This window comes from Pseudarthrobacter woesei (assembly GCF_055412745.1).
The window spans coordinates 123,411-144,289 of sequence record NZ_JBVAYU010000009.1 but is presented as its reverse complement, the minus strand read 5'-3'; the positions used below and the strand labels follow the sequence as shown (position 1 = coordinate 144,289).

Annotated in this window: 16 protein-coding genes; 9 read left to right on the top strand and 7 right to left on the bottom strand. The window is 67.9% G+C overall.

Annotated elements, in window-relative coordinates:
* Window positions 1-94: 94 nt before the first annotated feature.
* Together ACZYZE_RS14135 and mfd are read right to left on the bottom strand one after the other, a co-directional pair.
* Complete coding sequence (locus tag ACZYZE_RS14135) at window positions 95-925, bottom strand: metal-dependent hydrolase (protein ID WP_459319776.1); 831 nt, start codon at window positions 923-925, stop codon at window positions 95-97.
* 6 nt (window positions 926-931) lie between these two features.
* Entirely contained in the window at window positions 932-4,615 is a 3,684-nt protein-coding gene (gene mfd / locus ACZYZE_RS14130) for a transcription-repair coupling factor (protein ID WP_463908309.1), read from the bottom strand.
* Between the two features lie 209 nt (window positions 4,616-4,824).
* Between mfd and ACZYZE_RS14125 the strand changes: the two genes are divergently transcribed.
* The 6 genes from ACZYZE_RS14125 to ACZYZE_RS14100 all read left to right on the top strand — a co-directional run bounded on the left by ACZYZE_RS14125 (window position 4,825) and on the right by ACZYZE_RS14100 (window position 10,167).
* Complete coding sequence (locus tag ACZYZE_RS14125) at window positions 4,825-6,336, top strand: SDR family oxidoreductase (protein ID WP_463908307.1); 1,512 nt, start codon at window positions 4,825-4,827, stop codon at window positions 6,334-6,336.
* A 47-nt stretch (window positions 6,337-6,383) separates the two neighbouring features.
* Window positions 6,384-6,881, top strand: a complete 498-nt coding sequence (locus ACZYZE_RS14120) for a DUF2505 domain-containing protein (protein ID WP_459319756.1) — start codon at window positions 6,384-6,386, stop codon at window positions 6,879-6,881.
* Window positions 6,882-6,884: 3 nt separating this feature from the next.
* Window positions 6,885-7,106 carry an SCO4848 family membrane protein gene (locus tag ACZYZE_RS14115; RefSeq protein ID WP_463908305.1) on the top strand — a complete coding sequence of 74 codons (222 nt, stop codon included), beginning with the start codon at window positions 6,885-6,887 and terminating at the stop codon, window positions 7,104-7,106.
* A gap of 170 nt (window positions 7,107-7,276) precedes the next feature.
* Window positions 7,277-8,299 (top strand): acyltransferase family protein, encoded by a 1,023-nt coding sequence (locus ACZYZE_RS14110; RefSeq protein ID WP_459319754.1) that lies wholly within the window; start codon window positions 7,277-7,279, stop codon window positions 8,297-8,299.
* Between the two features lie 50 nt (window positions 8,300-8,349).
* Window positions 8,350-8,805: a VanZ family protein gene (locus tag ACZYZE_RS14105; protein ID WP_459319753.1), complete on the top strand. Its 456-nt coding sequence runs from the start codon at window positions 8,350-8,352 to the stop codon at window positions 8,803-8,805.
* A gap of 48 nt (window positions 8,806-8,853) precedes the next feature.
* Window positions 8,854-10,167 carry a UDP-glucose dehydrogenase family protein gene (locus tag ACZYZE_RS14100; RefSeq protein WP_463908303.1) on the top strand — a complete coding sequence of 438 codons (1,314 nt, stop codon included), beginning with the start codon at window positions 8,854-8,856 and terminating at the stop codon, window positions 10,165-10,167.
* A gap of 37 nt (window positions 10,168-10,204) precedes the next feature.
* Here ACZYZE_RS14100 and sufU read toward each other — a convergent pair whose 3' ends face one another.
* The 5 genes from sufU to ACZYZE_RS14075 all read right to left on the bottom strand — a co-directional run bounded on the left by sufU (window position 10,205) and on the right by ACZYZE_RS14075 (window position 16,439).
* Window positions 10,205-10,660 carry a Fe-S cluster assembly sulfur transfer protein SufU gene (gene sufU / locus ACZYZE_RS14095; RefSeq protein WP_459319751.1) on the bottom strand — a complete coding sequence of 152 codons (456 nt, stop codon included), beginning with the start codon at window positions 10,658-10,660 and terminating at the stop codon, window positions 10,205-10,207.
* A gap of 12 nt (window positions 10,661-10,672) precedes the next feature.
* Window positions 10,673-11,980: a SufS family cysteine desulfurase gene (locus tag ACZYZE_RS14090; RefSeq protein ID WP_463908300.1), complete on the bottom strand. Its 1,308-nt coding sequence runs from the start codon at window positions 11,978-11,980 to the stop codon at window positions 10,673-10,675.
* Between the two features lie 86 nt (window positions 11,981-12,066).
* Complete coding sequence (locus tag ACZYZE_RS14085; RefSeq protein ID WP_463908298.1) at window positions 12,067-13,545, bottom strand: glycerophosphodiester phosphodiesterase; 1,479 nt, start codon at window positions 13,543-13,545, stop codon at window positions 12,067-12,069.
* 71 nt (window positions 13,546-13,616) lie between these two features.
* Window positions 13,617-14,951 carry a hypothetical protein gene (locus ACZYZE_RS14080; RefSeq protein WP_463908296.1) on the bottom strand — a complete coding sequence of 445 codons (1,335 nt, stop codon included), beginning with the start codon at window positions 14,949-14,951 and terminating at the stop codon, window positions 13,617-13,619.
* Window positions 14,952-15,011: 60 nt separating this feature from the next.
* On the bottom strand, window positions 15,012-16,439 hold the full coding sequence (locus tag ACZYZE_RS14075) for a tyrosine-protein kinase domain-containing protein (protein ID WP_463908294.1): 1,428 nt from the start codon (window positions 16,437-16,439) through the stop codon (window positions 15,012-15,014).
* 310 nt (window positions 16,440-16,749) lie between these two features.
* On the opposite strand from ACZYZE_RS14075, the gene ACZYZE_RS14070 reads away from it, so the two are divergent.
* From ACZYZE_RS14070 to ACZYZE_RS14060, 3 genes are read left to right on the top strand one after another with little or no spacing between them, the layout of a single operon-like run.
* Window positions 16,750-17,913 (top strand): glycosyltransferase, encoded by a 1,164-nt coding sequence (locus ACZYZE_RS14070; protein WP_463908292.1) that lies wholly within the window; start codon window positions 16,750-16,752, stop codon window positions 17,911-17,913.
* Window positions 17,910-19,565: a lipopolysaccharide biosynthesis protein gene (locus ACZYZE_RS14065; RefSeq protein WP_463908290.1), complete on the top strand. Its 1,656-nt coding sequence runs from the start codon at window positions 17,910-17,912 to the stop codon at window positions 19,563-19,565. The genes ACZYZE_RS14070 and ACZYZE_RS14065 overlap by 4 nt, the downstream gene beginning before the upstream one ends.
* Complete coding sequence (locus tag ACZYZE_RS14060) at window positions 19,558-20,643, top strand: glycosyltransferase family 2 protein (RefSeq protein ID WP_463908288.1); 1,086 nt, start codon at window positions 19,558-19,560, stop codon at window positions 20,641-20,643. The genes ACZYZE_RS14065 and ACZYZE_RS14060 overlap by 8 nt, the downstream gene beginning before the upstream one ends.
* Window positions 20,644-20,879 lie beyond the last annotated feature (236 nt).

The window sequence follows — 20,879 nt, the reverse complement described above, 5'->3', positions numbered from 1 at the left end:
ACACTTAAAAGACTGAGGCTCCGGTTCGCCGGAGCCTCAGTCATTTAAGTGATCAGTCGTCTACCGATCAGGCCCGGCAGCTACCGGCCGCCGGCTATGCGCCGGCCACCACCCCGAACAGGCTCTGCACCAGCGCCGCACCCAGGGCCAGGGCGGCCGGGAAATGTGTCTCAGCCAGGGCCAGCGCCGCGGCGAACATGCCGATCATGGCGTAGGCGCTGACCGGGATCAGCACGAACCATTCCCGCCGTGACCCGGCGCGGCCCAGCAGCGGGATGGAGAACGCCCCGTTGGCCTTCCAGACGTCCTTGATCAGCGGCAGTTTGCGCAGGAACTTCGGCGGCTTGATCACGAGCGGCCACAGCAGCGGCACTCCCCCGGTGGTGATCATGTCCCCCACGATGTGGACAAGCACGCCGGTAAGCATCGAGACGGGCAGCCAAGTCCACTGATGCGGCGCAAACCACATCACGAGCCCGGCCATCGCGACCGCGAAGATCCAGTTGCTGATCCAGCCGTACTTCGGAAACAGCTTCAGGGCCTTGGCTGCGATGTTGATCATGAACATACACAGCAGGCCCGCGCCGACGGACAGCAGGCCCCAATCGGTCTGCAGCTGGAGCTGAGCCGCCATCGCGGCCAGCAGGACGAAGAACCCGGCGCCCAGCACCGAGTGGGTGCCCTGCCGGTGCCCGCCGGAGACGTTTTCGATGCCGACGGCGATCAGGTTCGACAGCGGCGGCAGCGAGTGCGCCACCGTGCTGGAGCGGTGGTCCCAGTCGCAGACCAGGGCCGTTCCCGCCGTCGCCATCCCGCCGATCACGATCCCGGTGGCGTCCAGCGGGTACCAGCCCAGCGCATACGGCCCGGTGGAGGCGATAGCCACCCACGCCGCGGCTCCTGACGCGGCGTGGTGTCCTCCCATCACCTGCTAGTTCCCCGTCTGCTGGAGCGGCACGGCGGCGTCGGCGAAGATGTTGCGGATGACGCCGTTGGCCCATTCGAGGATCTCGGCGTCCTGCAGGTCCCGGCCGCCGATCCGGGCGGTCTTGGGCTTCGGGATGAGCACCGCATCCAGGGCGGGCTTAGACTGCGCGCCGGGGTATATCCGGGTGAGCCGCATGAGTTTGGACTCCGGCAGCTGCGCCGGGGAGAACTTGATGAAGTTGCCCTGCAGGGCCACGTCGCTGAGTCCGGCTTCGCGGGCGCCCACCCGGAAGCGGGCGACGTCGATCAGGTTCATCGCGGGCAGCGGCAGTTCGCCGTAGCGGTCCACCAGCTCCGCGAGGACCTCGTCGATCGCCTCGTAGGTGATGGCCCCGGCGAGCTTGCGGTACGCCTCGAGGCGCAGCCGTTCGCCCGGCACATAGTCGTGCGGAAGGTGCGCGTTGACCGGCAGCTCGATCTTCATTTCGGCGGCCTTCTCCTCGGCCTCGCCGCGGTACTCCGCCACGGCCTCGCCGACCAGCCGGATGTAGAGGTCGAAGCCCACACCCTGGATATGGCCGGACTGCTCGCCGCCGAGCAGGTTGCCGGCGCCGCGGATTTCGAGGTCCTTCATGGCCAGCTGCATGCCGGCACCGAGTTCGTTGTGCGTCGCGACGGCCTTGAGCCGTTCCAGTGCCACCTCGCCCAGCGGCTTCTCGGACGGGTACAGGAAGTAGGCGTAAGCGCGTTCCCGGCCGCGGCCCACGCGCCCGCGCAACTGGTGCAGCTGGGAGAGACCGTACTTGTCCGCGCCGTCCACAATCAAGGTGTTGGCGTTGGAGATGTCCAGGCCGGTCTCGATGATGGTGGTGCAGACCAGGACATCGAAGCGCTTCTCCCAGAAGTCCACGATGATCTGTTCCAGCCGACTCTCGGACATCTGCCCGTGAGCCACCTCCACCCGCGCCTCCGGGACGAGCTCGCGGATCTTCGCCGCGGTGCGGTCGATCGTGGAGACCCGGTTGTGGACGAAGAACACCTGGCCTTCGCGCATCAGTTCACGGCGGATCGCGGCGGAGGTCTGCTTGTCGGTGTACGGGCCCACATAGGTCAGCACGGGGTGGCGTTCTTCCGGCGGGGTCGCCAGGGTGGAGGTTTCGCGGATGCCGGTGAGCGACATTTCCAGCGTCCGGGGAATCGGGGTGGCGCTCATGGCCAGGACGTCCACGTTGGTGCGCATCTTCTTCAGCGCTTCCTTGTGCTCGACGCCGAAACGCTGCTCCTCGTCCACCACCACGAGGCCCAGGTCCTTGAACGCGAAGTCCTTGGACAGCAGGCGGTGGGTGCCGATCACGACGTCGACGGAGCCGTTCCTGACCCCTTCGACCGTCTCCTTGGTCTCCTTGGTGCTTTGGAAGCGGGACAGCGGCTTGACCACCAGCGGGAACCCGGAGAACCGTTCGGTGAAGGTCTCATAGTGTTGCTGGGCGAGCAGGGTGGTAGGCACGAGGATGGCCACCTGCTTGCCGTCCTGGACCGCCTTGAACGCGGCCCGGACCGCGATCTCGGTTTTGCCGTAACCGACGTCGCCGGAAATCAGCCGGTCCATCGGGATCTCGCGCTCCATGTCGGCCTTGACCTCGTTGATGGTGGTCAGCTGGTCCGGGGTCTCCACATAGGGGAAGGCTTCCTCGAGTTCGCGCTGCCACGGTGTGTCCGGGCCGAAGGCGTAGCCGCGGGAGGCCATCCGGGCCGAGTACAGCCGGATCAGCTCGCCGGCGATTTCCTTGACCGCCTTGCGCGCCTTGGACTTGGTGCTGGCCCAGTCCGAGCCGCCCATCTTGCTCAGGGCGGGGGTGTCGCCGCCAACGTACCGCGTGACCTGGTCCAGCTGGTCGGTGGGCACAAAGAGCCGGTCGCCCGGGGCGCCGCGCTTGGACGGCGCATACTCCAGCACGAGGTATTCGCGCACGCCGTCCCCGCCGCCTGCCACCCTGCGCTGGATCAGCTCCACAAACCGGCCGATGCCGTGTTGTTCGTGCACCACGGAGTCGCCGGCCTGCAGCTGCAGCGGGTCCACGGCGTTCCGCCGCTTGGATGGCATCCGGCGCATGTCCTTCGTGGACCCGGCGGAGGTGCGCCCCAGCAGATCGGCTTCGGTCAGCAGTGCGAGCTTGAGCGAATCCAGGACAAAGCCGCGTCCGACGGCGGCGGTGGTCACCTCGATCAGCCCGGCCTGGGGCTCGTCGTCGAGCGAGTCCACCCGGGCGCACGGGATGTCATTGTCGTGGAAGAGCTCGGCGAGGCGCTGCGCCGGGCCGGGCCCTTCGGTGACGACGACGATCCGCCACTGGTCGCGGATATTGGAGCCGATGAAGTCCATCATTTCGGCCACATCGCCCTGGTAGCCGCGGGGTTCCCTGGCGTGCAGGTTGAGCACGTCCACGTCGGGCAGCAGCTCCTCGTCGGTGGCGAGCGAGGTGATGGACCACCAGGAGACGCCGTGCGCGAGTGCCGCGGAGCGGGTCTCGGTCAACGAACGGAAGCTGGCCGAATGCAGGGCAACGGAGGCAGCCGAGGTCAAACCTGTGTCCAGCACCAAAGGTGCCGTGCCGCCGTCGGAGGCCGTGGACCAGGCCGCCGCGAGGAATTCCTCGTTGGTCGCGGCAAGGTCGTGGGCGCGGGTCCGGACCTTCTCGGGCTCGATCACGACGGCGATGGAGCCGGCCGGGAGCTGGTCAAGGAACGGGACCATGGCGTCCACCAGCACGGGGGCCAGCGACTCCATACCTTCGACGGCGATGCCGCCGGCGATCTTTTCCAGCATGTCCGCGGCGGCCGGGAGCTGGGACTTCAGCGTCGCGGCGCGGGACATCACCGAGGGGGTGATCAGTATTTCGCGGCACGGCGGGGCATGGAGTTCGGTGGGGTGGTGCACCCCGGGCGCCGTCAGCGAGCGCTGATCGGCGACGGCGAACCAGCGCATCTGGTTCACTTCGTCGCCGAAGAACTCGACCCGGATGGGGTGGTCCTCGGTGGGCGGGAAGACGTCCAGCATTCCGCCGCGGACGGCGAACTCCCCGCGGCGGGTGACCATGTCCACACGGGCGTAGGCGGCGTCGGCGAGGCTCCGCACAACACTGCTGAAAGGCGTCTCCTGGCCCACCTTCAGGGTGACGGGCACCAGATCACCGAGACCGGCGACGATCGGCTGGACGACGGCGCGAACCGGGGCCACAACGACGCGAAGGGCCCCGCTCGTGGATGTCCCAGGGTGGGCGAGCCGGCGCAGCACGGACAGCCGCCGTCCGACAGTGTCTGAGCGCGGCGAGAGCCTCTCATGCGGCAGGGTTTCCCAGCTGGGGAACTCCGCGACAGCATCTGCCGGCAGGAAGGCGCGCAGGGCCGCGGTCAGGTCTTCGGCCTCACGGCCGGTCGCCGTGACGGCGAGGACCAGCGGGGCGGGCCCGTCGTCTCCGGCAGCGCCGGCTTCATTCGCCGCGAGGGTGGTGAGGCCGTCGACCATTTCGGCGAGCAGGGCGGACCGCATTCCCGCCGGGGCGCTGATCTGGTAGTCCTCGCTGCGGGCGGCGAAACCGCGGGCAGCCGCAGCCTGGACGCGGGCGTAGTTCCGGTCTTCGGCGAGGACCCGGCGCAGACCGGTGAGAGAGGGGCCGTTGAGGCTCATGGCTGGAACTCCTGATGGGATCACGGGGACGCAGGCAACACGAATACCCGGAATTCGTGAGAATCCCGGGTCCTTTAAGCCTACCGCGGAGCCGGGGACGGTCAGGCCCGAGCGGCTAGGCTTGCAGCACGGACCGGTCCGCGGCGGCCTGCGCTCCGAATGGCCTTTATGGGCAATGACGCATTTTCGGCAATCACGAGGAGCCAACCATGAACGCCACCCCCACAGCGGCGAACCCGAAGACGGTGCTCGTCACCGGCGCCACCGGTTACATCGGCGGGCGGCTGGTCCCCCGGCTGCTGGAGGCCGGGCACACGGTCAAGGTGATCGTCCGGACGCCGGCCAAGATCGCCGGCGTCCCGTGGCTGAAGGACGTGGAGGTCGTTCGGGGCAGCCTCGACGACGGCGACGTGCTGCGGGAGGCACTTGAGGACGTCGAGGTCCTTTACTATCTGGTGCATTCGATGGCTACCGGATCGGGCTTCGAATCGAAGGAGAAGTCGATGGCCGAGACAGTTTCCTCGGCCGCCACCGAGGCCGGAGTGGCCAGAATTGTCTATCTGGGGGGCCTGCACCCGGCCAATGCTGAGCTTTCCACCCATATGAGGTCACGCGAAGCCGTGGGCAAGGTCTTCCTCGACAGCCCGGTGGACGCGATTGTATTCCAGGCCGGAGTGGTGATTGGCTCCGGCTCTGCATCCTTCGAGATGATCCGGCACCTGTCCGAGACGTTGCCTGTTATGCCGGCTCCCAGCTGGGTGCGAAACAAGATCGAGGCCATTGCCGTCCGCGATGTGCTCCATTATCTTTTGGGGGCTGCATCACTGGAAGGCAAGATCAACCGCACTTTCGACATCGGATGCCGCCAGGTGCTCAGCTATGCCGGGATGATGAACGAGTATGCCGCCGAGGCCGGGCTCCCACGCCGTCTGGTGCTCGCGCTTCCGATCCCCGCACCCAAGCTGGCCGGCATGTGGGTGGCCCTGACTACCCCGATTCCGCTGTCGATGTCCCTGCCGCTGGTCGAATCCTTGCAGCACGACGCCGTCTCCCGCGAACACGACATCGACGCCTACATCCCTCCGCCGGAAGGAGGCCTCACCCCGTACCGGCGCGCCGTGGCCCTCGCCCTGGGCAAGGAGCGCGGCGGCCAGGTAGAAACCACCTGGGCAAGCGCCGGAGCCGACGCCGATCCGCTCCCCAGCGACCCCGAGTGGTCCGGGCACCGGGTCTACCTCGACGAGCGCAGCTACTCCAGCGAGGTGGACCCCAAGCACGTCTGGACCATCATCGAAGGCATCGGCGGCCGCAACGGCTGGTACTCGCTGCCGCTGGCGTGGCGGGTGCGCGGCTGGCTCGACAAGCTCACCGGCGGGGCGGGGCTGCTGCGCGGCCGGCGCCACCCGCATCTGCTGGCCGAAGGTGAAGTGGTGGACTGGTGGCGTGTCGAGCGGATCGACCGCGGCCGGCTGCTCCGGCTGCGGGCCGAGATGCGGGCGCCGGGCCGGGCCTGGCTCGAGCTGTCCGTGGAGCCCGAGGGAACCGGCAGCTGTTACCGCCAGCGGGCCATCTTCTTCCCGAAGGGCCTCAGCGGGCGCCTGTACTGGCTTGCGGTGCTGCCCTTCCACAGCCTGATCTTCCCTGCGATGTCGCGGAATATCACGGCCGCTGCCCGGGACCTCCAGGCACTCGAATCGGAGCCGGGCGGGCACACCCCGTAGGATGTTTGGAGCCCGAAACGTCCAGTTCCACCCCACGGAGGACCCCCATGGCCCTGAGTGCATCCACCACCCTTCCGCACAGCGTTGACCGCGTTACCGCAGTTTTCGTGAACGAGGAGTTCCTGCGCCACACGAGCGAGCTCGTCGGCGGCACCCTCGAATCGTTCGCGGTGGACGGCGATCCGGCCGGTGCCTTCAGCACCACGACCGTGCGGACCGTCCCCACCACCAGGATGCCGGACATCGCCCGGAAGTTCCTCGGCGAAAGCCTCAAGGTGACCCAGCTCGAGGCCTGGGATGCGCCGGCTCCCGACGGATCCCGGCAGAGCAACATCTCGCTGAAGATCGCCGGCACTCCGCTCGATGTGAACGCCGTCCAGCGTCTGGTCGCCGACGGCGGGAGCACCCGGATCGAGCTTGAGGGCACCGTCACTTCCTCGGTGCCGTTCCTCGGTGGCAAGATCGCCGAGGCCGCGGAGCCGATGGTCGGCAAAGCCCTGAACATCCAGTCGAGCCAGGCCCAGGCCTGGCTCGAAAGCCACTAGCGCATGGCGCTGCCGGCAGTCCTGGCCGTCGTCCTGATCCTGGCCGGCGTCTGGTCCCTCGCCGTCTGGCCGCAGTTCCTGCGCCGGGTGATGAAGGATCCAAGGTCCCGCGATGCCGGCGGGAAAGCCACCCGCTTCCTGACCGTCCACATCGTCCTGGTGGGCATCTCGATGCTGTTCGGGGCGGCGACGGCGGCCATCGGAATCGCCGGCCTGCTCGGCTAACCCGCCTTGCCTGCCGGATTCCGTGCCGGCTGACCGGGGTCCGTCGCGGCCGGGACGAAAACACGTAGAGACTTCGCTAGTGACGGCCCGGAACGACTGCTAGTATCCGAACCAAGGTGCCGGTCGGAGAGGCCATTTGGCGCCCGTTTCCTCCGGACTGCGGGGCTCCGATGACTGAACATCCGATCACAGAAAAATCGAACGCGGCATCATCGACGGCCGCGGCCAAGGCCCTGAAGCAGCGGTCTGTCAGGATCGACATCGTGCGGCTGATCGGGCTGCTGGTCGTCGTCGCCGGGCATGTCTGGGTGCAGTACCCCATCGGCGGGTACGTGGCGATCTTCTTCGTCCTTTCCGGCTACCTGTGGTCCGCCAAACGGTCCGTGGCCGAGGATCTCCGCTACCAGTCGTGGAAGCTGCTGATCCCCTATTTTGCCTGGCTGGCCATCCTCGCGGTGCCGTACTTCGCCCGTGCCCTGACCGGGACCAGGGACGAGGTCAGCCTGGGCTCACGGGCCCTTGACCTGCTCTGGGGCGGGGAACGCGCCACCACTCCTTTCACGGCGTTCTGGTTCATGACCGCGATCTTCGTCGCCGCCATCTTGTTCCGGATCCTTATGCTCGCGCCGCGCTGGGTCTACTACGGCTGCCTTGCCCTGGCCCTCGTGGCCAGCATCTTCGACGAGCAGCTCCTCGGCGGCCTGCCCTTTGCCGTGGATGTCGGCGCGGTGTCCATCCTCTTTATGGCGGCCGGGCACGCGTACCGGAAGATCGAGCCCAAGGTCGGCCGCTTCTCGGCCGGCGCCGCGGCCGTCGTCGTTGTGTGCGGCGTCCTCGTCGCGACCGGAACCAGTGCCCGGATGACGCTGAAGTCAGGCGACTTCGGCACCCCGGTGCTGAGCATCGCCGTCGCCGTCCTGATGGCCCTCGCCGCCATGTCCCTGGCCCGGCCGCTGGCCGACGCCCTGCCGGAAAAGGCGGGGCACACCGTTTCCCGGATCGTCCAGATGGGCACCCCCATCATCCTGCTCCACGCGGTGCCGCTTTGGCTGCTGCCGGACAGCGTTCCCCAGATCGCCGAGTTTGTTGCGGCCTGCATCTTCCCCGTCCTTGTCGCCCTCATCCTGCTGCGGTTTCCCGGTTCCCTGGCCCGGCGGACCCTCATGCCGGACAAGGACCATCATTTGCTGTGAGCCCGGCGCTAGAATCAGGAAAACGTCAGTGCCTTCGGAAAGGGGCGCCCTTGAAACCCCATCGCATCGCCGCATGGGGACTCGCCGCCTATGTCGTGATCCTTGGCCTCATCACCCTGTGGCCAACCCCGGTGGACCGCGGCGCCGGAGGCGAGCTGGTGATGAAGGCATTGCGCAGGCTGCACCGCTTGGGTGTCCCCGAGTGGGTTGACTACGGATTCGTGGAGGCCGCCTCCAATGTGCTGCTGTTTGTGCCGCTGGGCGCCCTGGTGGTCTGGATCATGGGCCCCGGCTACTGGTGGGTCGGAGCGGCCGCAGGACTGTTGTTGTCCTGCCTCATTGAACTGGCGCAGTTCGCCTTCCTGCCGGCCCGCTACCCGACGCTTGCCGATGTTCTGGCCAACACCGCCGGCGCCGCGCTCGGCGGCCTGTTGATCCTGCTGATCCTGCATGTCATGGCGCGGCGCGAGGATGTGCGAAACCCTGCCCCTGCACGTACGCTGTGATCAGATCTTGCTCTTTTGAACACACCCCGTGGGGAGGAAATCGGAACTATGCGGATCTCGGTTATTGGTTGCGGGTATCTCGGCGCCGTCCATGCGGCCTGTATGGCGAAGCTCGGACACGATGTGGTGGGCATCGATGTTGACGAAAACAAGGTAGCCCAGCTCTCCGGCGGGCATGCGCCCTTCTACGAGCCGGTGCTGGATGATCTCCTGAGCGAACTCGAAGAATCGGGACGGCTGCGGTTCACCACCGATATGTCGGCCGCCCGGGGGTCCGAGGTCCATTTCATCTGTGTGGGGACCCCGCAGAAACGTGGCGAAAACGGTGCTGACCTTCGCTTCGTCGACGCGGCCGTCGAATCACTGGCCGCCTATGTCTCGCCGGGCGACGTGATCGCGGGAAAGTCCACGGTGCCGGTCGGCACCGCGGCGAGGCTCGCCGAGGTCATCGCGGAAACGGAGCCGGGCGCCACCCTGGTCTGGAACCCCGAGTTCCTGCGCGAAGGCCACGCGGTCACGGACACCCTGAACCCGGACCGGTTCGTCTATGGTGTGCCCGACGGCAGCGAAGACAATCCCGCCGTCGCCGTATTGGACCGGCTGTATGAGACTCCCCTCGCCGGCGGCACGCCGCGGCTCGTAATGGATTATGCGACGGCGGAGCTGGTCAAGACCGCAGCCAATTCCTTCCTCGCCACCAAGATCTCCTTCATCAACGCCATGGCCGAGGTCTGCGAGGCCACCGGTGCCGACGTCACCCGGCTGGCGGACGCGATCGGGCTCGATGACCGGATCGGCAGGAAGTTCCTCAACGCCGGTATCGGCTTCGGCGGCGGCTGCCTGCCCAAGGATATCCGGGCCTTCATGGCACGCGCCGGCGAGCTCGGTGCGGACCAGGCCCTGACCTTCCTGCGCGAGGTTGACGCCATCAACATGCGGCGCCGGACCCGGGTGGTTGAACTGACCCGCGAGCTCTGCGGCGGCTCACTGATGGGCCAGCGGATCGCCGTGCTGGGCGCGGCCTTCAAGCCGGAAAGCGACGACGTCCGGGATTCGCCGGCCCTGAGTGCGGCCGCGCAGCTTCAGCTCCAGGGCGCCGTCGTGACCGTCACCGATCCGCAGGCGCTCGCCAACGCATCCAAACGCTTCCCGGAGCTCCAGATGGAACCGGACCTCGAGGCCACCCTGCACAAGGCCGACGCCGTGCTGCTCCTGACCGAATGGAAAGCGTACCGGGATCTCGATCCGCATAACACCAAAGCGCTCGTGACGGCGCCGCGGATCCTCGACGGACGCAATGTCCTGGACCCGGCCAAGTGGCGGGCCGCAGGCTGGACCTACCGGGGCCTCGGCCGGCCCTGACCCGGCGTCCGCGCCAGGTGGTCCGCCCGAGAGGGCCTCAGTTCGAAAGCGCCTGCCCGAGCGCGTCCTCGGCGGCAACCCAGGAGAGCATGGCGCACTTGACCCGGGCGGCGTAGCGGGCCACGCCCTCAAACGCGGCCGCATCCCCCAGCACCTCAGGATCGGCGGCCACCTTGCCGCGGGAGCGCAGCACTTCACGGAAGCTGTCTATCACGGTCCGCAGCTCCTCGGCCGTTAGGCCTTCGGCCAGGTCGGTCAGGACAGAGGCCGACGCCATCGAGATAGAGCAGCCGTCGCCGTCCCAGCGCAGTTCGCTGACCAATCCGCCGGCCACGGAGACGCGGACGGTGATCTCGTCCCCGCAGACCGGATTGAGCTGGTGTGACTGGCCGCTGCTCGCACCTCCCGGGACGGCCGTTCCGGCCAGTCCGCTGCCGTGCCGTGCCTTGGAATGCTCCAGGATGATCTGCTGGTAGAGCTGGTCGAGACTCATGTGCTGCCGTCCTCAGGCTTGGAAGTATCCGCGGACACCGGCGACGGCGTCGAGAAACGCGTCCACATCGTCGGTGGTGTTGTACAGGTAGGTGCTGGCGCGGGTGCTCGCTGTCAGGCCGAGCCGGCGGTGCAGTGGCTGGGCGCAGTGGTGGCCCACCCGGACCGCGATGCCGCGGCTGTCCAGGAACTGCCCGACGTCGTGCGCGTGGACGCCCGCGACGTCGAAGGCCGCCAGGCCGATCCGTTCCCGCCCGGCCGCCGGACCGAGCACCCGGATCCCTGGGATGGCTTCGAGCCCCTCCACGAGCCGCTGCCCCAGCTCCGATTCCCAGGCGTGGATGCGGGAGAGCCCGGTTTCGCTCAGGTAGTTTGCGGCGGCGGCGAGGGCCACGGCCTGCGAGATCCGCTGGGTTCCGGCCTCGAAGCGCTGCGGGCTGGGCAGGAATCCGGCGCGCTCCATCGTCACGGTGGTGATCATCGAGCCGCCGGTCAGGAAGGGCGGCAGGGCGTTGAGCAGTTCGGAGCGTCCGTACAGTCCGCCGATTCCGGTCGGCGCCAGCATCTTGTGCCCCGAGAAGACGGCGAAGTCCACGTCCAGCGCCTTGACGTTTAGCGGCAGGTGCGGTGCGGACTGGCAGGCGTCGAGCACCACGAGGGCCCCGGCGGCCCGGGCCAGCCCCACGAGGGTGGCCACGGGGTTGATGGTGCCCAGGACGTTGGAGGCGTGGGTAAAGGCGAGGACGCGGGTCCGGCTGTTGATGATCCGGGCAGCGGCGTCCAGGTCCAGGGCCCCGCTGTCATCGACCGGGATGAACTTCAGGGTGGCCCCGGTCCGCTCCGCCAGCTGCTGCCAGGGAATCACGTTGGCGTGGTGCTCCATCTCCGTGACCACGAGTTCATCACCGGCGGAGAGGGCAAAGCGGGCAGCTTCGGGGGCGGCGCCGGGAAGGGAAGCGTTGAGGAACGAGTAGCTGAGCAGGTTCAGGCCCTCGGTGGCGTTGGAGGTCCAGATGAGCTCATCCGGTTCGGCCCCGATGAAGGCCGCGACCGTTTCCCGGGCGTCCTCGAAGGCTTCGGTGGCCTCCACCGCGAGGTGGTGCGCGCCCCGATGCACGGCCGAGTTCCGCTGTTCGTAGAATTCCTGCTCTGCTTCCAGCACGCTGACGGGGTTCTGCGAGGTGGCCCCGGAATCCAGGTAGACCAGCGGCTGGCCGTTGACGCTCTGGTGCAGGATCGGGAAGTCATTGCGGATCCGCAAGACTTCCTCGTTGCCCAGTGCCCGGGCTGAGCGGAGGAGATGGGCTGGGGTGGCAACCATGGCAGGACTCCTGGATCGGCTTTCGCTGCGACGCACCCGGTCCGCTGGCAAGGCACGGACTAATACGTCACACGGATTAACCCTAATTATCCCACGTTCTGGCAGTCGTTCTTAGCGGCCACCGCACGGAGCCGTACGCCGCGGAACTCAAGCGGCGGGCCGGCGTCGTAATTCTTCAGCAGGGAGAACCACCGCCCGCCGTACCGGGTGTCCCCAGCAAGGACGGTCCGTGCGGCCGCTTTGCCGCCCACCCGCCGGACGGCGACATTCCACGGCGTGACCGAAACGACGAACTTCACCCATTCCCGCGGCGCCGGCGGCGGACTTCCGGCGGACCCCAACAGGACCGGGGCCGGCCCGCCGCTGTCCTGGCGGTACAGCCTCATCGTGCCGTCTGCCCCGAAATCGAAATGGTAGCCGGCCACCGGCCCGCCGGGTCCTGCCCGGTAAGGCGCGTCCGTGTCCTGCCCGAAGCCCACCCCCGCCCCAGGCTGGCCCGGGGGCAGCGCCTCGGGCCAGCACAGCTCGAACTCAAGCTCCCAATCCGGGGAATCGACGGCTTCTGCCATGGATCCAAGCCCGTACCCGGACCGCTCCGGGCTGGCGATCCGGACGGCGCCGTCCACGAAGGCCGGCTGCTCATACCACACGCCGTCCGCCTGCCAGGGCAGGTCGCCGGTGCCGCGCAGCCCCTCGGCAAAACGGTCCTCGCCGCGCGGCGCTGCCTGGTGCAGGACGTGGCGGACATTGGAGCAGATGAACCCCCGGACCCCCAGTTCCCGCAACCGCGTATGCTCGCTTCGCCGGTGCACCTCCCACGCGATGACCGGCTTACCGGAGTCCACGAGTTCGCGGATCTTGTCCTCCGGCGCCGTGTGGTGGATCCCCAGCATATCCACGAGCGGGATGAGCTCGGCGATCCTGTTATGGTCCGCCGTGGTGAGGTAGCCCCAGGTGGTGTAGCCGCTGGCCGCAGCCTCGGCGTGGGCGGACGACGCCGCCGGCTGTTTCCACACGATGTGTTCCCGCGCCGCCGGATAGCCTTCCAGCAGCCTGAGTATCCGGTCCGCATTGGTTCCCTGTTTGTCTTCGAGGAAGATCACATGGCTGCCGGCGAACCGGCCCAGGACTTCGCTGAGAAGTGGGATCGGCGCCAGGGGCGTGGCAGGCCCGAGCCAGGCCCGCGCGTCGTTGCGCAGCGACTCCAGGGCCGCGTAGGACGCCCTGGCGATGGTCAGATCGATCCCCGTCAGCCGCTTGGTGTTCAGGTCGTGGTGGCAGACCAGCACACCGTCGCTCGTGGACGAGACGGACACCTCGATCGCCTTCAGCCCGGCCGCCGCCGACTCGGTGTAGGCGAGCATGGTGTGCTCGGGCCAGTTGTCCCCCGAGCCACGGTGGGCGATGAAGAACGACGGCGCCGAGAGCAGCTCCCCGATGCTGAAGGGGCCGGTGGCGCCGGGCGCCGCGACGGCTCCCTCGGTTACAAAGGACCGGGCTGCGGTGGCCGCCGGAAGGAATCCGGGGCTGCGCCGGGCGGTGACTCCGAAGGATCCGGGACACACCGAGCACCCGTTTACGCCAAGCAAGGCCCCGGCTGCAGCAAGCCCCAGGAACTGCCGGCGGGCGATCATTGTCAGCCTGCGGGCCCGGCCGGGGTCAGGGCATCGAGTGGTCGGGAGGCGTCCGCCGCGGCTGCCTCGTCGTGCGCCTGCCGGGCACGCTGCCCGCGGGCGCGATCCTGCACCTCGTCCCCGGCGATGATGACCATGGCGAGCACCGTCCAAACGAGGATTCCGGCCGCGGAGCGGGTGGCAAGTGAGCTGTAGGTCTGCGGGATGATGACGGCCATGATTCCGGCCAGCATCAGGCCCTTGTAGCCGTTCCTGGGACCCTTACGGATCACGATCACGGCCATCGAACCGAAATAGAGCAGGGCGAAGACGATGCCGAAGTCAATGCTGTACATCAGGATGGGGTTCTCGAAGCTGGTCTCAAGCCCCACCTGGGTGGCCAGCCGGTAGCTGGAGCCAATGCCGTCACCGGCCAATGCGTAGGCATTCCAGCGGCTGAGGAAGTACTCGAGGGCCAGGCTGCGTGCCTGCGCGGAACCGGAGTCATCGACAACCCTCGCCGCCACCCCCGCAACGAGGGGGGAGACCATGATCCCGGCGGCGGCCGCGGCGGCCCCCACCACCATCGCCACCTTGATCCAGGCGCGCATTCTGGCCAGCAGCAGCGTCGCGGCCACTGTCACGGCCAGCGAGGCCAGCCCCACGCGGGACTGCGTGATGAGGACACCGACGACCATCAGGACAAGCATCAACGCCTGGAGCCAGGCCTGCTTCAGCCCGGCCACGAGGGGCGCCGCGAGTGATATGGCGAGGGACAAGGCCAGCGGCTGGTCCAGGGTGGCCATCCAGCGGCCGGAGTCCCGGCCGAACCAGTACACGTTGCTGTAGCCAAATTCGTAGAACAGGAAGCTGTGCGTCAGCCACTGGGCGATCGCGATGAGACAGACGAGTGCCACGAGGGTCAGCACCACCGTGCGGAGCATTGACACGAGTCCCCCGGCCCTGCCGGCTTCCGCCAGCAGGAGCAGGCAGAACAGCACCGGGACCACGATCTGGTCCACCAGCAGCACGATCCCCCCGCCGGTGCTCGACATCGCCGTGGCCAGGAAGGCTGCCGTCATCACCACCCCAAGGGTGAGGAAAAGGAAGAAATGCCGGGCGAGCGCCGCCTGGACGCTCCACGGGTCGTGGAGCATCCGGATCAGAAAGATCGATAGCACAAGCCACGTTGCGGCGTGGAACGACAACGGCCCAAAGCTCACTCCGGTGATGAGCGAGGTGCCCACCGCGGGCACCAGCATCCACAGGCACAGGACGGCCCCGATCGGCACCCTGGCCCGGGTCCGGAGCAGGAAGGCGGCCAGCAGGCATAGTCCGATCCAGAGTGCCAGCTGCATTCAGACCACCATGCCCGGAGCGGGGCTTAGTTCAGCTGCGCTGTCGTGGCGGCTCACCCGTCACCGCCGGGGAGCGGCGTGCGGGACAGGAGGCTCCGAGGGCATGTCAAGCGGCGCCCAGTCGGTTGCCTGCTCCTGGGCCCGGAATCGTTCGGATGGCTGCTTGTAGGCTTCCGAGAGCCGCGCGGGTAGGGCATTGAGCACCACCCCGGCGACCTTGCTGTTGACCAGGTCGAGGTTCCGTAGGGCCGCCTTCAGCAGCACAGGTGTCACCCGCTGGTGCATGACCACGAGGACGGTGCAGTCCGCCTTGGCCGCCAGCAGTGCCGCATCGCTGTAGGGCTGCATGGCCGGTGCATCGACGATCACCCGGCTGTACTTTGCCCGCATCTCCCCCAGCGTCGCGGCCGCAGCCCGGCTTCGCAGAAGTTCCGTGGGGTTGGCCGGAACCGTGCCGGCGGCGACGATCTGGAGGCTCTCGTGTACGGTCGGCTGGATGACATTGGCCAGCGTGGTGCGGCCGGCCAGGACATCCGCGAGCCCCAGTACGTTGGCGAGGGCCAGTTCCGCCGCGAGCCGCGGGGTGCGGAGGTCACCTTCCACCAGCAGGACTCGTTCACCGGCCTCCGCCCAGGCCCGGGCCAGCACGAGCGCAACGCTGGATTTGCCTTCCCCTACCCGTGCCGAGGTGACGGCGACAACGCCGGAAGCCGGCATATCGGGAAAGTGATCGATGTTCGTCCGGAGCCGGCGGCCGGCCTCGTCCAGAAGGGAGACCTGGCGCTGTTCAAGAATCCGGGTAGCCTTTCGGGCGTCGGCACTGAGGGGGATCCGTGCGAGCAGCGGAAGTCCGGATGCCTCCTCCACCTGCTCGGCAGTCCGGAGCGTCTTGTCGATCAGCCGGCGCGAGACGGCAATCACCACGCCGGCGCCGAAGCCCAGAAGCGTCCCGAGCGCGAGGTTCAAGCCGACGCGGGGTGACACCGGCACAGTTTCCACGGTGGGCCCGCCCACCAGGTTCAGGACCGTCTGTCCGCTGCCCGACGCCGTCCGGGCGGCCTCCACCTCGCTCACCGCGGTCCCGAGGTTGTCGACAATCGTCCGGGCGACCGCCAGGGCCCTGGACTGATCCGGCAGGCTGACCACGATGGAGAGCATCAGCGTCGCCTGGTCCCCGGTGGCGCTGATGCTTTCGGAGATTTCGCTGGCCGGCAGGCCCGTGTTGCTGTTCCGGGCGAGCACCTCGGCGAACTTATCGCTCTTAGCGAGGCCGGCGAACCCGGCGATCCGTCCGCGGGAGAGTTCGAGGGCCTGGAGCGCCGACTGTCCCTGGCCCTGTGCCGAGACCACATAGAACTTGATGCTGCTCTGATAGACCGGCGGTGTCCGGGCGGTGACGAACGCCGCGGCGGCGAAACCGACCACCATACACAAGAGCACGATCCACCAGCCACGCACGATCGCGCGTCCGTATTCTGCTAGCTCCAATGGAACCCCCATGCGGCTTCCACGCCATGCCTGCACCGGCACGGTATTTCATGGTCCCCTGAAGCCCCATTATTTACTGCAAAACTTCCTTAAGGAAGCCTTTTCGCAACCCGTGTTTGCCCGCCGCCAGGATGGGACTTGCGAATCCTAGCCAAACCGGGAAGCCGGCCGTAGTCTTGCCCTAAGCCAGGGCGGATCCAAAGGTCTCAGCGACTCGTTTTAGTGGCGGGATCTAAGATTCTGCGCGCAGCAGTTCCGCTGACCCCAGCCGCTGGGTGATTTTCCGCCGCGGTCACGGATCCATGGGGGCATGATGAACAATGCTGGGCAGCACTTCTCGGTACTCGTGGCACATCCCAGTGCCGACCTCTACGGCTCAGACCGGGTCCTGCTGGAAACCATCGAGGGCCTGGTCCAGTCAGGCGCCCGCGTCCTGGTGACGCTTCCGGCGTCGGGCCCTCTCATCCCGGAACTCGAACGCCGCGGGGCGGCGGTGGTCCTCTCCCCCACACCGGTCCTGCGAAAGAGCATGTTGACAGCCCCGGGGATGCTGCGGCTGGCGGCTGGCTCCGTTCACGGCCTGCTCCGCAGCCTTGGAGTGGTCCGCGGCGCCCGGCCGGACGTCATCATGGCCAACACCATCACGGTTCCGCTTTGGACCGTCGTCGGGCGGCTGGCCGGTATTCCGGTGGTGACGCATGTGCACGAGGCCGAGGCAAATGCCTCCCGAGCCCTGCGTGCCGCCCTGGTCCTGCCCCTCCTACTGTCCAGCGGCATCCTGACCAACAGCCAGTTCAGCGCCGATACCCTGGCCGATGCGCTCCCGGCACTGCGTGGCCGGGCCACCGTCCTATACAACGGAGTCCGCGGACCCGCCAGGCCTGTGCCGCCGCGGGACGGACTCGACGGCGGGCTCCGGATTCTCTACATCGGCAGGCTCTCGCACCGCAAGGGGGTAGACGTCGCCATCGACGCACTCCTTAGGCTGCGCCGGGACGGCGTCGAGGCGCGGCTGGACGTTGTGGGGGCCGTATTCCCCGGCTATGAGGACTACGAGACCGGACTCCGCGAACAGGTGGCGGCCAACGGTGCGGAGGGGCAAGTGACCTTTCACGGCTTCCAGGACGATGTCTGGCCGTTCCTTGCCGGGTCCGACGTCGTGGTGGTGCCGTCGAGGCTCGACGAGCCGTTCGGCAACACAGCGGTGGAGGCTGTGCTGGCCTCCAGACCGGTGGTGGTCAGCAACACCTCCGGGCTCCGCGAGGCGGCCGCCGGGTACGGTTCGGCGCAATTCGTCGAACCCGGGGATAGCGCCCGGCTCGCCGCGGCGCTGGCCGGCGTCTCGGCCGGCTGGCAAGATTACCGGGCGAAGGCCCAGCTCGATTCGGCCGTGGCGGAACTCCGGCACAGCCCGGAGCACTACGGGAAGCTGATGGCCGGCCACCTGGCCGACGCTGCCGGCAGGCGGCGGTGACAGGCAACGCCGCCGGCCGTGCCGGCGAGGCGACGTCGGGAGCCGGCGGCGACGTGTCCGGGCCGAGCCATCCTGCCAAAGGCTCTTCCGGGCAGGACGGTTCCGGGCAGGACGGTTCCGGGCAGGACGGCCAGCCACCCGGCGGGACGGCCCGCAAGACGGCCCGCGGCGTCCGGTGGAGCTTCGGTGCGGTCCTGGCGCGGCAGGGATTCCAGATCGTCTGCGCGGTGGTGCTCGCCCGGATTCTGGGACCCGAGAGCTACGGAGTCATCGCCGCTGCAACCGTCTACATCAGCCTGGTCGCGCTGCTGCTTGACCAGGGCCTGTCCGCCGCGCTGATCCAGCGTGCGGACGTCACCCGCCGCATGGCCGGCGCCACTGCCGCACTGAACCTCCTGGTGGCAGGCCTGCTCGCTGCCGCCACCTGGTTTGCCGCACCGTGGGTGTCCGGTTTTTTCCGGGTGGGGGAACTCGAACCGATCCTTCGGGTGCTGGCATTCGCCATCCCGCTCAAAGCCCTTGCGATCACACCACGGGCAATGTTGTCCCGCGAGTTACAGCTGCACAAGGTGGGAGCCGCCGATATTGCGGCAGCTGCCGCGGGCAGTGCCGCCGGCATCGGCGCGGCCCTGGCCGGCGCCGGTCCCTGGTCCATGGTGTACCAGGTGGTTGCCACCGACCTCGTCTGCAGCGCCATGCTGCTGGCGGCGAGCCGGGGGCCACTGCCGAACTTCGGCTTCCGCGCGGTGGTGCCGCTATTGAAGTTCAGCATCAGCGTGTTCGCCACGGACTGCCTGGCCTATTTCTCCCGCAACGTGGACAACATCCTGGTGGGCCGTGTGCTCGGTGTCTCCGCCCTGTCCCTCTACGGCATGGCCTATCGGATTCTGGTGGTGCCGGTGCAGCTGATCGGCCAGACGGTCAACCGGGTCATGTTTCCGGCCTTTGCCCGGTCCGCTGACCGCCGCGATCTCGTGGCCGCCAATCTGGTGGCTGCCACCCGGATCCTGGCAGTCGCTTCCATCCCCTTGATGACATTTGTGGCCTGCGCAGCTCCTGAGCTCGTGAACCTGGTCCTCGGCCCCGAGTGGATGCCCGCCGCGGCGCTGGTCAGCGTCCTCGCCATCGGCGGTGCCCGCGAGACGGTCTTCTACGTGACGCCGTCCCTGATGAAGGGCCTGGGCCAGAGTTCGCTCATCATCCGGTATGAAATCCTGGCCGCCGTCGTGCAGGTCGGCGGCATCGTAGTCGGGCTGCAGTTCGGCGTGTTCGGAGTCGCTGTGGGCTACGCCGCGGCCGGCTTTGTCCTCACCCCCGTACTGCTTCGGATCCAGACCCGGCTTACCGGCGTGACGGCGAAGTCCCAGCTCTTGTCGATCCTGCCGGCCGTGCACTCGGCACTGTGGGGCGCTGCCGGCTACTGGGTGTGGTCCCTCGCGGAGGTTCACAGCCTGTGGCATTTGTTCGGCGGGCTGGCGATCTTCATCGTCCTGGCCCTCGCTGCGCTGTGGCTCTTCCACCGCAGGATGCTGCTCGGCTATGTGGACCAGGCGATGGCACTTTTCGGCCGGACGAGCCGCCGGCAACGGGACAAGCGACCGGCCGGGCAACCGGACAAGCGGGACAAGAGGGCAGAGGGAACCAATGACTGACGACGATTTCTCCTCCGGCGGACACGGGCCGGGACACGGGCAGGGACCTACACCCGGACTTGACCACGGAACGGGACCCGGCCCCGGACATGGCGTGGATCGCGGACTTGAGCGCAGGCCCGGGCCGGCAGCCGGCGGCATCGTCATCGCGGTGCTGACCTACCGGCGGCCGGAGGACATCGCCCTCGCACTGCCCCGCCTCGCTGCCCAGGCCGGAGCCCGCGACGGGGCCGGCGCCGCGGGCGCTGCTGCCATCGTCCTGGTAATCGACAACGATCCCGCGGCCAGCGCCCGGCAGGTCGTGGAGCAGTTCGCACGCACGCTGCCAGCCGGAACGGTCCGTTATGTCCACGAACCGAAACCCGGAATTGCCGCCGCGCGGAACCGCGCCTTGGCCGAGGCCGGCACCAGCGAACTGCTTGTCTTCATTGACGACGACGAAATACCCTCCGAGCGCTGGCTCGCCCGGCTGCTGGAGCTGCAGCGCTCGTCCGGCGCCGCCGCCGTCGTCGGCCCCGTCATCAGTGAGTACGAATACGAGCCGGAACCGTGGATTGAGGCGGGCCGGTTCTTCCGGCGCCGCAGGCTGCCCACCGGCTCCCGGCTGGATGTGGCGGCCACGAACAACCTACTCCTGGACCTCCGCCAGATCAGGGAGCTGCAGCTGTGCTTCGATGAGCGTTTCGGCCTCAGCGGCGGCTCGGATACGCTCTTTACCCGGCAGCTCGTGCAGCGCGGGGGAACCATGCTGTGGTGCGACGAGGCAGTGGTGGTGGACCGGGTTCCGGCGTCCCGGCTCACCCGCAGCTGGGTCCTGCGGCGCGCCCTGCGGAGCGGGAACTCAGCCACCCGGGTCAGCCTTGAGCTCAGCAACAACGCCGCCGGCCGCCTGACGGCCCGCGGCGTGTCGCTGGCGGCCGGGTCGCTCCGCCTGCTGGGCGGTTCCGCCCGGCTAGCGGCCGGTCTGGCGACTGGCTCGGAGGCGCAGAAGGCGATGGGCCTGAGGACGGCCGCGCGGGGCCTCGGTATGGCTTCCGGGGCCTTCGGTTACGTATACAGCGAGTACCGCCGAAATTAAGTTTACGAGCAGTTAAGTCCGCATTTCGCGGGGTCGAAAAATCCCTGCAATAACGCGGGATTCTCGGGCGTGTCTCAAGCGACACGCCCGAATGTTATCAAGCTGCAATGCGACATATGCTGCCGTTACCAATTTGCAACCCTCTGGGGCCTCGGATAGCGTGGGGACTCATTAGCCGGGGTCGGGGATACCCACGGAATCGTCAGCTTTGCAGCTACCACGGGTTCGCCCATGCC

What these genes read in the sequence shown, in the direction of transcription:
- ACZYZE_RS14135 (WP_459319776.1), bottom strand. Translation starts at nt 925, where the DNA reads ATGGGAGGACACCACGCCGCGTCAGGAGCCGCGGCGTGGGTGGCTATC.
- mfd (WP_463908309.1), bottom strand. Translation starts at nt 4,615, where the DNA reads ATGAGCCTCAACGGCCCCTCTCTCACCGGTCTGCGCCGGGTCCTCGCC.
- ACZYZE_RS14125 (WP_463908307.1), top strand. Translation starts at nt 4,825, where the DNA reads ATGAACGCCACCCCCACAGCGGCGAACCCGAAGACGGTGCTCGTCACC.
- ACZYZE_RS14120 (WP_459319756.1), top strand. Translation starts at nt 6,384, where the DNA reads ATGGCCCTGAGTGCATCCACCACCCTTCCGCACAGCGTTGACCGCGTT.
- ACZYZE_RS14115 (WP_463908305.1), top strand. Translation starts at nt 6,885, where the DNA reads ATGGCGCTGCCGGCAGTCCTGGCCGTCGTCCTGATCCTGGCCGGCGTC.
- ACZYZE_RS14110 (WP_459319754.1), top strand. Translation starts at nt 7,277, where the DNA reads ATGACTGAACATCCGATCACAGAAAAATCGAACGCGGCATCATCGACG.
- ACZYZE_RS14100 (WP_463908303.1), top strand. Translation starts at nt 8,854, where the DNA reads ATGCGGATCTCGGTTATTGGTTGCGGGTATCTCGGCGCCGTCCATGCG.
- sufU (WP_459319751.1), bottom strand. Translation starts at nt 10,660, where the DNA reads ATGAGTCTCGACCAGCTCTACCAGCAGATCATCCTGGAGCATTCCAAG.
- ACZYZE_RS14090 (WP_463908300.1), bottom strand. Translation starts at nt 11,980, where the DNA reads ATGGTTGCCACCCCAGCCCATCTCCTCCGCTCAGCCCGGGCACTGGGC.
- ACZYZE_RS14080 (WP_463908296.1), bottom strand. Translation starts at nt 14,951, where the DNA reads ATGCAGCTGGCACTCTGGATCGGACTATGCCTGCTGGCCGCCTTCCTG.
- ACZYZE_RS14070 (WP_463908292.1), top strand. Translation starts at nt 16,750, where the DNA reads ATGATGAACAATGCTGGGCAGCACTTCTCGGTACTCGTGGCACATCCC.
- ACZYZE_RS14060 (WP_463908288.1), top strand. Translation starts at nt 19,558, where the DNA reads ATGACTGACGACGATTTCTCCTCCGGCGGACACGGGCCGGGACACGGG.